The 10,006-nt window shown below is 73.0% G+C and carries 12 protein-coding genes; all 12 read right to left on the bottom strand.

The window, feature by feature from the left end; genetic code table 11:
- Window positions 1-13: 13 nt before the first annotated feature.
- Entirely contained in the window at window positions 14-676 is a 663-nt protein-coding gene (locus ASG00_RS09690) for a Trp biosynthesis-associated membrane protein (RefSeq protein ID WP_082483185.1), read from the bottom strand.
- Window positions 673-1,044: a phosphoribosyl-AMP cyclohydrolase gene (gene hisI, locus ASG00_RS09685; RefSeq protein WP_056209013.1), complete on the bottom strand. Its 372-nt coding sequence runs from the start codon at window positions 1,042-1,044 to the stop codon at window positions 673-675. Before hisI ends, ASG00_RS09690 begins: the two co-directional genes overlap by 4 nt.
- On the bottom strand, window positions 1,041-1,805 hold the full coding sequence (gene hisF / locus ASG00_RS09680; RefSeq protein WP_045248105.1) for an imidazole glycerol phosphate synthase subunit HisF: 765 nt from the start codon (window positions 1,803-1,805) through the stop codon (window positions 1,041-1,043). The genes hisI and hisF overlap by 4 nt, the downstream gene beginning before the upstream one ends.
- The gene (gene hisG, locus ASG00_RS09675; RefSeq protein ID WP_045248104.1) at window positions 1,805-2,647 is read right to left on the bottom strand and encodes an ATP phosphoribosyltransferase; all 843 of its coding nucleotides are present in this window, start codon (window positions 2,645-2,647) and stop codon (window positions 1,805-1,807) included. Before hisG ends, hisF begins: the two co-directional genes overlap by 1 nt.
- Window positions 2,648-2,705: 58 nt before the next feature.
- A complete protein-coding gene (locus tag ASG00_RS09670; protein WP_045248103.1) occupies window positions 2,706-2,969 on the bottom strand; it encodes a phosphoribosyl-ATP diphosphatase in 264 nt (87 codons plus the stop codon).
- Between the two features lie 47 nt (window positions 2,970-3,016).
- Window positions 3,017-3,688 carry a ribulose-phosphate 3-epimerase gene (gene rpe, locus ASG00_RS09665; protein ID WP_056209010.1) on the bottom strand — a complete coding sequence of 224 codons (672 nt, stop codon included), beginning with the start codon at window positions 3,686-3,688 and terminating at the stop codon, window positions 3,017-3,019.
- Between the two features lie 39 nt (window positions 3,689-3,727).
- On the bottom strand, window positions 3,728-5,092 hold the full coding sequence (locus tag ASG00_RS09660) for an RsmB/NOP family class I SAM-dependent RNA methyltransferase (protein ID WP_056209005.1): 1,365 nt from the start codon (window positions 5,090-5,092) through the stop codon (window positions 3,728-3,730).
- Window positions 5,089-6,009: a methionyl-tRNA formyltransferase gene (gene fmt / locus ASG00_RS09655; RefSeq protein WP_056209002.1), complete on the bottom strand. Its 921-nt coding sequence runs from the start codon at window positions 6,007-6,009 to the stop codon at window positions 5,089-5,091. Before fmt ends, ASG00_RS09660 begins: the two co-directional genes overlap by 4 nt.
- Window positions 6,010-6,064: 55 nt before the next feature.
- Window positions 6,065-8,053, bottom strand: coding sequence for a primosomal protein N' (locus ASG00_RS09650; RefSeq protein ID WP_235557345.1), 1,989 nt, complete (start codon window positions 8,051-8,053; stop codon window positions 6,065-6,067).
- A gap of 10 nt (window positions 8,054-8,063) precedes the next feature.
- Entirely contained in the window at window positions 8,064-9,257 is a 1,194-nt protein-coding gene (gene metK, locus ASG00_RS09645) for a methionine adenosyltransferase (protein WP_056208999.1), read from the bottom strand.
- An 84-nt stretch (window positions 9,258-9,341) separates the two neighbouring features.
- Window positions 9,342-9,596 (bottom strand): DNA-directed RNA polymerase subunit omega, encoded by a 255-nt coding sequence (gene rpoZ / locus ASG00_RS09640; RefSeq protein ID WP_045248098.1) that lies wholly within the window; start codon window positions 9,594-9,596, stop codon window positions 9,342-9,344.
- 43 nt (window positions 9,597-9,639) lie between these two features.
- A partial coding sequence (locus ASG00_RS17960) for a guanylate kinase (RefSeq protein ID WP_442922633.1) occupies window positions 9,640-10,006 on the bottom strand: 367 nt, incomplete at its 5' end.

Below are 10,006 nucleotides of genomic sequence, written 5' to 3'. Positions count from 1 at the left end.
CCAATCGAGTCGGTCATGATCCTCCTTCGGGAGCGTGCGAACGCCCGTCCAGTCTAGTGGTCTCGTCTTCGTCCTCCGGTGCGGCGCGGCCCGCGTCGGTCGGGTCGTCGCCGCGCGAGAGGGAGTCCCACGAGTCGACCGCGTCGAGTGGCCCGGTGGCCGCGACGACCGCGGTGGATGTCTCGTACCGCCGACCACCCGTGCGCCACCGGTGGGCGGTGGCGAGGGTGAACGCGCCGCTGACGGCGAGCAGCACCCAGCCGAACAGCGCGCCCCACGCCCAGCCTGAGACCACGGCATGGTCGATGAGCGCGGCGATCGCGGCCGACCCGGCGATGCCGGTGGCCTTGGTGATGGGCGCGGCGACCGCGGCCACCGGCGGACCCGTCACGACCTGCAGCGTCAGGATGAACAGCCACACGGCGCCCGCGAGGGCGAGGGCGCCGAAGACATACCGCAGGATGCGCCAGACGATCGACAGCGCGAGGCCGAGTGCGAGCGCGGCGAGGCTGAGCGGCGCGAGCACCGGCACGGCATCGTTTCCGGCGACCGCGATATCGGGAGCAGAGCCGGCCGTGAGGATGACGTCGACCCACGTCTGCGTCGAGGAGATGATGCCGATCGCCCCGGCGACGAGCGCGGCGAGCACGGCGATCAGACGCGCACGGGCGATCACGGGCGCTCCTCCCCCGCCACGCCGTCGACCGCGTCGAGGTCGGCGGTGTCGAAGCAGCTGCGCAGGCCCGTGTGGCACGCGGGCCCCACCTGGTCGACCTCGATCAGCAGTGCGTCGCCGTCGCAGTCGAGGTGTGCCGACTTCACGAGCTGGATGTGGCCCGACGTGTCACCCTTACGCCAGTACTCCTGGCGGGACCGCGACCAGTAGGTGACGCGACCGGTGGTCAACGTGCGACGGAGCGCCTCGGCATCCATCCACCCCAGCATGAGCACCTCGTGGGTGTCCCACTGCTGCACGATCGCGGGGGCGAGACCGTCGGCGTTGAACGCGACGGCGGCGATGCGCTCGTCGAGCGAGCCCGTCATCGGCGTACCTCCACTCCGTCGGCGACGAGGGCGGATTTCACATCGCCCACCGTCAGCTGGCCCGAGTGGAACACGCTCGCCGCCAGCACCGCATCGGCGCCCGCGCGCACAGCGGGGGCGAAGTCGGCCGCACGGCCGGCGCCGCCCGAGGCGATCACGGGCACGCTCGAGATCTCGCGCATGAGGGCGACGAGCTCGAGGTCGAAGCCGTCCTTCGTGCCGTCGGCGTCGATGGAGTTCACCAGCAGCTCGCCGGCGCCGCGCTCGATGGCCTCCTGCGCCCAGGCGAGGGCGTCGAGGGATGTCTCGGTGCGTCCGCCGTGGGTGGTGACGACGAATCCGCTGGGCGTCGCCGCCGAGCGCTTCACGTCGAGGGAGAGCACGAGCACCTGAGCGCCGAAGCGATCGGCGATCTCACCGAGCAGCTCGGGGCGTGCGATGGCGGCTGAGTTGACGCCCACTTTGTCGGCGCCGCAGGCGAGCAGGCGCGCCACGTCGTCGGTCGCCCGCACGCCGCCGCCCACGGTCAACGGGATGAAGACCTCCTCGGCCGTGCGCTGCACGACCTCGTAGGTGGTCGCCCGCTCGTCGACGGTCGCGGTGACGTCGAGGAAGGTGATCTCGTCGGCCCCCTGCGCGAAGTAGAGCCGGGCGAGCTCGACCGGGTCGCCCATGTCGCGGAGGTTCTCGAAGTTCACGCCCTTCACGACGCGGCCGGCCGCGACATCCAGGCACGGGATCACCCGCGTGACGACGCTCATCAGAGCCTCGCGGCGGCGATCTCGGTGACGAGGATGGCTCGGGCGCCGAGCGCGTAGAGGTCGTCCATGACGCGGTTGACGCCCTTGCGGGGGCTCATCACCCGCACGGCGACCCACTCGGGGTCGCGCAGCGGCGACACGGTCGGCGACTCGATGCCGGGGGCGACGGCGACGGCCTGGTCGAGCAGCACCAGCGGCAGGTCGTAGTCGACCATCACGTACTGGCGCGCCACGAGCACGCCGCGCAGGCGTCGCAGCAGGGTGTCGAGACCGTCGGGCTCGGTGCTGCCGCTGATGAGCACGGCCTCGGACTGCAGCAGCACGGGACCGAAGATCTCGAGGCCCGCCTGGCGCAGCGTGGTGCCCGTCGACACGACGTCGGCGACCGCATCGGCCACACCGAGCTGCACGGCCGACTCGACCGCGCCATCGAGGGGAACGAGGTCGACGGCGACGCCCTGCTCGTCGAGGTAGCCGTCGACGAGGCCGGGGTAGGCCGTGGCGACGCGCAGCCCGTGCAGGTCGCTCAGCTCGCGGAAGCGGCCGGGAGGGCCCGCGAACCGGAACGTCGAATCGGCGAAGCCGAGCGTCTCGATCTCGCGTGCACCGGGCATGCGGGCGTCCAGCAGCAGGTCGCGGCCGGTGATGCCGACATCGAGCGCGCCCGAGCCGACGTAGGTCGCGATGTCGCGAGGGCGGAGGTAGAAGAACTCGACGTCGTTGGCGGCGTCGAGCACGTAGAGGTCTTTGGGATCGCGTCGGCCGGTGTACCCGGCCTCCTGCAGCATCTCGGCTGCGGTCTCGGCGAGCGAGCCCTTGTTGGGCACGGCGATTCTGAGCATGGTCTTCTCTGCGGTCGTGTGATGAGCGGATGCCTCGTGCCGGCGGGGCCGGCGCGGGTCACAGATGTCGGTAGACGTCCTGCAGGGTCAGACCCTTCGCGAGCATCAGCACCTGGAGGTGGTAGAGCAGCTGGGAGATCTCCTCCGCCGCCTCGGCGTCGGACTGGAACTCCGCGGCCATCCACACCTCGGCGGCCTCTTCGACGATCTTCTTGCCGATCGCGTGCACACCCGCATCGAGCTCGGCGACCGTGCCGGAACCGGCGGGACGCTCCTGGGCTTTGACGGTGAGCTCAGCGAACAGCTCGTCGAACGACTTCACCCTGCAAGGGTAGCGAACCGCGCGGCCCCCTCGGGCCCAGGCCCGCCTCAGTGCGCGTGGGCGTGACGGGCGGCGCCGCTGCGCAGCGCCTCGATCGCGCGGGCCGGGTCGTCGGCGCCGAACACCGCGGAGCCGGCGACGAAGGTGTCGGCGCCCGCCTCGGCGGCCTGGGCGATCGTCGACTCGCCGATGCCGCCGTCGACCTGCAGCCACACCGACGATCCTCGGCGACGCGCCTCGGCGGCCAGCGCCGACAGCTTCGGCATCGTGGAAGTCATGAACGACTGTCCGCCGAAGCCCGGCTCGACGGTCATCACCAGAATCTGGTCGAACTCGTCGAGCACGTCGTACAGGCCCTCGCCGGGGGTTCCGGGCTTGATGGCGACGCCGGCGCGCGCGCCGATGCCGCGCAGGGTGCGGGCCAGGGCGATCGGATCGGTCGCGGCCTCGAGATGGAAGGTGACGGATGCCGCGCCGAGCTCGGCGTAACCGGGGGCCCAGCGGTCGGCGTCGTCGATCATCAGGTGCACATCGAGCGGCACCGGGCTCGTCTCCTGGATGCGCTGCACCATCTGCGGCCCGAACGTGAGGTTCGGCACGAAGTGGTTGTCCATGACGTCGACGTGCACGAAGTCTGCGGTCGCGATGCGGTCGAGGTCCGCCTGCATGTTCACGAAGTCGGCGGAGAGGATGGAGGGATTGATGCGGATGTCGCTCACTCCCCCATTATCCCGGGCCGGACCTCGCCACCCGGGACGTCAGCGACGTCGGAGCAGCGCGAGGAACATCCCGTCGGTGCCGTGGCGGTGGGGCCAGAGCTGGGCGTGTCCGTCGTCGGACGCCGGCTCGGGGAGATCGAGCGGGCGCCGGGCGACCCGCTGCAGCACCTCGCGGGCGTCGACCGGCTCGAGGGCGTCGCCCCACTCGCGGCGCACGTCGGCCACGACGCCCTGCGTCTCGGCGAGATGCGGGGAGCAGGTGACGTACGCGACCACGCCGCCCGGGGCCAGCGCGCCCACAGCCGAGGACAGCAGCTCCCGCTGCAGCGGGGTGAGGTCCGCGACATCCGATGACTGCTTGCGCCACCGCGCCTCGGGACGCCGGCGCAGCGCGCCGAGACCCGTGCACGGCGCGTCGACGAGGATGCGGTCGTACGCACCCGCGGCGCTCGCCGCCCGCTCGCGCCCGTCGAGCTCGGAGACGTCGACCGGGAGCGGCACGGCGGCCACCGAACGGCGCACCAGTCCCGCGCGGGCCGGAACCGGCTCGTTCGCATCGAGGACGGCTCCGTGCGCGAGGGCCTCGGCCGCGAGCAGTGCGGTCTTGCCGCCCGGCCCCGCGCACAGGTCGAGCCACCGCTCCCCCGCGCGCACGGGGGCGTGGCGGCTGAGCGCCAGGGCGACGAGCTGGGATCCCTCGTCCTGTACGCGCACCCGGCCGCCCGCCGCGGTGATGACGGGCTCCGGGTCGCCGCCGGCGAGTCGGAAGCCGACGGGCGAGTACGGGGTGCGGGCGCTGTCCGCGTCAGGATCGACGAGCCCCGGGAGCGCCGCCATCGTGACGCCCGGTGCCGCGTTGTCGGCGGTCAGCAGCGCTTCGAGCTCGTCGGCGCGGCCCTCGGCGGCGAGGGCGCGACGGAAGGCGCGGACCACCCAGACCGGGTGCGAGAACCGCAGCGCGAGGCGCTCGTCGTCGGAGCGCGCCTCGTCGGCGATGCGGGAGAACCAGTCGCCGGGGTTGTCGCGGGAGATCCGGCGCAGCACCGCGTTCGCGAAGCCGGTCACGGCGGGGCCGATCTCGCGCCGCACCAGATCGACGGTGTCGTGCACGGCGGCATGCGACGCGATGCGCGTCGCGAGGATCTGGTGGGCGCCGAGCCGCAGCGCGTCGAGCACGGGCGGGTCGATCAGCGCGATGTCGCGGCCCGCGGCGAGCGAGATGACCGCGTCATAGGTGCCTTCGCGGCGCAGGGTGCCGTAGGTGAGCTCGGTCGCGAGCGCCGCATCGGCGCTGCTCAGCCCGGCGCGGGTGATGGCGGCGGGCAGCAGCAGGTTCGCGTACGCGTCGTCGGCGTGCACGGCCCGGATGACCTCGAACGCGACACGGCGAGCGGGGGCGGTCATTTCTCGACCCGCAGCTCGTCGACCCGCAGGCCGCGCCACCAGTCGCCGGCGACCATCGCCGCCTTGCCCGCCGGCTGCACCCGCTCGAGCGCGATCGCGTCGTCGGCCGTGCCGACCACCACCTCGCGGCCCTGCAGGGCGAGCTGACCCGGGGCAGGGCGGGCGGTGGACTCGGCGCGGTGGGCGGCGAGCACCTTCAGGCGCTGACCGTCGACGACGAGGTGGGCGCCCGGCTCCGGGGTGACCCCGCGGAACCGCCCGAGCACGACGTCGGCGGTCTGTGTCACGTCGAGCCGTCCGTCGGCGGCGTCGAGCTTCGGCGCGAGGGTCGGCGTGCCCGCCTGGGGCGTCGCGACGGCCGTTCCGGCCGCGAGGGCGTCGACCACGCCGACGATCTGCTCCGCGCCGATGATCGACAGCTCGCGCAGCACGTCGGCGGCCGTCGCGAGCGGCGGGACGCGGTAGCGCACCTCGCTGTAGACGTCACCGGCGTCGAGCTCCGCGACGAGACGGAACACGCTCGATCCGGTCTCGGCGTCGCCCGCGATCAGCGCGTGCTGCACCGGGGCGGCGCCCCGCCAGCGCGGGAGCAGCGAGAAGTGCAGGTTGATCCAGCCGAGGCGCGGGGCGCTCAGCAGCGGCTCGCGCACGAGCCCGCCGTACGCGACGATCACGCCGAGATCGGCGTCGAGGGCCTCGAGATGAGCGGATGCCTCGGGGTCGAGGCGACGGGTCTTGAGCGTCGGCAGCTGCAGCTCGTCGGCGGTCGCCGCGACCGGCGACGGGGTGAGCACGCGCTTGCGGCCGATCGGGGCATCCGGGCGCGTGACGACCGTCGCGATCGTGTGCGAGGAGGCCGCAAGGGCACGCAGAGACGGCACCGCGGCCGCCGGCGTACCGGCGAAGATCAGACGCATGGGCTCCCTGTTCGTGGACGACCGCGGGCATCGCGACACTGGGTCGTCGAGCGGGTCACAGGTCGACGTCGAGAAGGTCGGCCCGGACGTTCAGTGTATTGCGCGGCACCGGTGGTCGCCCCTTCGGCGGGCGTCGCCCGGAGATCGCCGCGGCCACGACGCTCGCGCGCAGCGACCGCATCGTGTCGGCGCCGGCGGCGTAGTCGACGCGCAGCAGCGCCCGCACGCGCCCGTCGTCGAGCGCGACGGGTCCGAGCAGGGCGTCGGCGGGAAGGGGTGCGTGGGCCGCGGCATCCTGCACCGCCTGCTGCACCCGTTCGGGCGTGCCCTCGATGCGCACGATGCGCACGGTCGGCGGCATGCGCAGCGGTGCGCGTTCGGCGAGCTCTGCGCGGGCGTAGGCCGCCGGCGTCCAGGTGGCGAGCGCCCGTGCGGCGGGCCCGGTCACCCCGACGAGATGCACCGGCGCGCCGGGCCGCGCGAGGGCCGCCGCGTTCGCCCACCAGCGCAGGCACGCCTCGCCGATGCGCAGATCCTCGGCGAGCAGCATCCGCTCGCCGTCGAGGAGCACGACCGCACGGTATCCGCCCGCGGCGATCGGCTCGGCGCCGCGCGTCGCGATCACGAGGGCGGGTGCGTCGTCGACGCGTTCACGGGGGTGGGCGCCGTCGGCCACGATCACCCGCATGCCCGCGAACGCGCGGCCGAGCTCGTCGGCGGTGCGCTCCGTCCCCGCCGATGCGAGGCGGAAGGTGCTGCCCGCGCAGTGCGGGCACGCCCAGCCGTGCGCGCGACGGCCGCACCAGCCGCACTCGGGCACGCCGCGCGGGGCGTCGGCCCGCAGGGGGCCGCCGCAGTGCAGGCAGCGCGCGGGGCGCCGGCACTCGGCGCACAGGACGACCGGCGCATAGCCGGGGCGCGCGACCTGCACGAGCACCGGTCCTTGACGCAGCCCCTCGCGCATCGCCGCGAACGCGGACGACGGGATGCGGGCGCGCGATGCGGCGTCGTCGGGTGCGCTCAGCACGACCTTCGGCGACACGCGGCGCCGCGCGGGCACGTCGGTGACCCAGCCGAGCTGCACCAGCCGCTCGACGTCGGTTGTGCGGGTGTGACCCGCGAACAGCAGCGTGTGGCCCTCGAGCTCCTGGCGCACCAGGGCGGCGTCGCGCGCGTGCACCCCGGGGCTCAGGGGTTCGGCGAGCAGTGGATCGCCGTCGTCCCAGAGCGCCACGAGCCCCGTGCGCGCCGCGGGAGCGTAGGCGGCCGAGCGCTTGCCCACCACGATGCACGGGGCCTCGGCGAGGATGCGGAGGTAGGCGGCGTACCGCTCCGGCCCGCTCTCGCGCGCATCGTCGCGCACCACGGCGTCGGCCGGGGCGAGGTCGGCGAGGGCTGCCAGCAGCTGCTCCTGGTCGCGATAGTCGGGCACGACCAGCACCGCGCTGCGACCCTCGGCGAGGGTGACGGTCGCCGCGGCGGCGAGCAGCACGGCCCAGGCGCCCACGTCGGTGCCGTCGCCGAGGCGCGAGGGTCGGGGTGGGGCGTCGACGGCGAGCCGCGCGCCCTGCGCGAGTGCGCCCTCGAGCGTCGGATAGTCGGCCAGGATGCCGCGGGCCGTCCGCAGTCGCTCGGCGTCGACGTGCGGGACCTCGGGCGCGGGACGGGCGAGCCACGCCTTCTCCGCCCGCACCATGCGCTTGGGCACCACGAGACGCAGGATGTCGGACGCCGACCCGGCGGCCCGGTCGGCCGCGCGACGGGCGAGCGCGTAGAGCGATGCCGGCAGCACGGCGACCGACGACACGACCGATTCGAGCTCCGACAGCGGACGCTCGGGCGCGACAGCCTCGGCGATCTCGACGATGAACCCGTCGACTACGCGACCCGCGGTACGCAGCGGCACCTTCACGCGCACGCCGGGGGTCGCGGCATCCATATGCTCCGCGGGCACCGCGTAGTCGAACAGGCGGTCGAGTTGCGGCAGCGGAGAGTCGACGAGGACGCGCGCGACCGTCAGCCGCCGCGGCTCATCGCTCGTCACGGCGTCGCGGTCAGAGTCCGGCAGCGGCGCGGAGCGCGTCGACGCGGTCGGTGCGCTCCCAGGTGAAGTCGGGCAGCTCGCGGCCGAAGTGGCCGTATGCCGCCGTCTGCGCGTAGATCGGGCGCAGCAGATCGAGCTGCTCGATGATCGCCGCCGGACGCAGATCGAACACCTCGCGGATCGCCGCGACGATGTGCTCGTCGGCAACGTGCCCCGTGCCGAACGACTCGACGTAGAGGCCCACCGGGTTGGCCTTGCCGATCGCGTAGGCGACCTGCACCTCGAGACGGTCGGCGAGACCCGCGGCGACCGCGTTCTTGGCGACCCAGCGCAGCGCGTAGGCGGCCGAGCGGTCGACCTTCGACGGGTCCTTGCCGCTGAAGGCGCCGCCGCCGTGCCGCGCCGCTCCCCCGTAGGTGTCGATGATGATCTTGCGGCCCGTCAGACCCGCGTCGCCCTTCGGGCCACCGGTGACGAAAGGCCCGGCCGGGTTGATGAAGTACTGCACGTCGGTCGTCGCCAGACCCGTCAGCTCGAGCACCGGGTCGATGACCTCCGCCTGCACCGCGGCGCGCAGCGCCTTCTGCGAGATGTCGGGCTGGTGCTGGGTCGAGAGCACGACGGTCTCGACCGTGCGCGGCACGGCGCCCTCGTAGCCGAGTGTCACCTGCGTCTTGCCGTCGGGCCGCAGGAACGGCAGCGCACCCGAGCGACGCGCCTCGGCGAGACGCTCGGCGATGCGATGCGCCGTCCAGATGGCGGTCGGCATGTACTGCGGCGTCTCGTTCGTGGCGTAGCCGAACATGATGCCCTGGTCGCCTGCGCCGAGCAGCTCGATCGGGTCGTTCGAGCCGGACTCGCGGTGCTCGAGCGCGGCATCCACACCGTGCGCGATGTCGCTCGACTGCTCGCCGATCGACACGCTGACCCCGCAGGAGTCGCCGTCGAAGCCGGTGTCGCTCGAGGTGTAGCCGATGCGGTTCACGACTCCGCGCACGATGCCGGGGATGTCGACCCAGCCCGACGTGCGCACCTCGCCCGCCACGTGCACGAGCCCCGTGGTCACGAGCGTCTCGACGGCGACACGCGCGTCGCGGTCGACGGTGAGGAGGGCGTCGAGGATGCTGTCCGAGATCTGGTCGCAGATCTTGTCGGGATGCCCCTCGGTGACGGACTCGGAGGTGAACAGTCGCAGCTGGCTCATCGAAGCTCCTGGAGAAGATGGGAACGCCATCATGCGCGCGGCCCCGGACATCATGTCACGGGGCCGCGGTGCAGAAGGCGGGTGTTACTCGGCGGGACGCAGCCGCAGCTTGTCCTCGTGGATCTCGTGCATCGCGATCGTGAGCGGCTTGTCCTCGATGGTCGAGTCGACGAGCGGGCCCACGTTGTCGAAGAGGTTGCCCTCCTGCAGGTCCGAGTAGTAGTCGTTGATCTGACGGGCGCGCTTCGACGCGTAGATCACGAGCTGGTACTTGGAGTCGACCTTCTCGAGAAGGCTGTCGATGGGCGGGTCGATGATGCCCTGATTGGTCCCTGCCATGGCGAAACCTCCTGGTTCGGGGATGACGGCGGAAGACGGCGCGCTACGAAGCGGGCGCGGAAGCCTTCGCCAATTCTACGACCTCGCGCGCGGCGGCGGCGACATCCTGGTTCACCACGCGGTAGTCGAACTCGTTCTGGGAGGCGAGCTCCACCTTCGCCGTGCGCAGGCGGCGCTCTCGCTCCTCCGCGTCCTCGGTGCCGCGGCCGACGAGACGCTGCACCAGTTCGTCCCAGCTCGGCGGCAGCAGGAACACGAGCGTCGCGTCGGGCGCCGCCTGACGCACCTGGCGAGCACCCTGCAGGTCGATCTCGAGCAGCACGGTGCGGCCGGCGGCGAGGGCCTCCTCGATGGGGCCGCGCGGGGTGCCGTAACGGTACTTGTTGTGCACCGTCGCCCACTCCAGCAAC

Source organism: Microbacterium sp. Leaf351, assembly GCF_001423825.1.
GTDB classification, from domain to species: Bacteria; Actinomycetota; Actinomycetes; order Actinomycetales; family Microbacteriaceae; genus Microbacterium; species Microbacterium ginsengisoli.
Note: the sequence above shows the minus strand (reverse complement) of the source record. Positions and strands in the feature narration are given on the sequence as shown.